The 626-nt window shown below is 51.4% G+C and carries 1 pseudogene; it reads right to left on the bottom strand.

The annotated features are described in order from the left end of the window. Positions 1-316: 316 nt before the first annotated feature. Positions 317-626 (bottom strand): annotated as a pseudogene (locus ACXJ5O_RS29130) (hypothetical protein); the annotation flags it as partial.

The following is a 626-nucleotide window of genomic DNA, read 5'->3' as shown; positions in this document are numbered from 1 at the left end:
AACCAGATCAAAACACAACACACTCTATCTGCCACCACCGTCAGGCTCAGAACCTGAAGGGTGAGGGACATCCGGCGCTCAGTCCCGTGGACTGATTGAAATCCCGAACGGCAAATCCTGTCCCCGCAACCAAATTCCTAAAACAATCATTCGCGAGAAACGCCGGGATGAAATCAATCTACCGGATGGATTGCTCCTTACCGTAGCTGTTTCGTTCGCTCCATCGTCGTCTTTCCATAGGCGCAATCGTTGCGCAACGGACAGAAAGGGCATCTCAAATGGCCATCCTTGCAGAAGTCCAAGCCGATCTGCTTGATCATAAAATGATGGTCTTCCCGATCTTTGGCTGTCCATGTGTTCGGAATTTGCCTTTCGACGCAGGAAGCGGCTTTTTCAAACGGCGTCTCACGGGTGATAAGGCCAAGACGCCTCGCGACGCGCCCTCGACAATGAGAGCGGGCATATGCAATCTGCTGGTATTTAAGACGTAAGCGCTGATTTTGGGTCCGACGCCAGGCAGCATCTCAAGCCATGCTTGAGCTTTTGGAACAGTCCAATCCTTTAGGAAATCGAGGTTCAGCGCGCCTTCTTTCTCTTTAATCAAGCGAAGAGCCGCTGGAATGAAA

Source organism: Phyllobacterium sp. P5_D12, from assembly GCF_054049495.1.
Note: the sequence above shows the minus strand (reverse complement) of the source record. Positions and strands in the feature narration are given on the sequence as shown.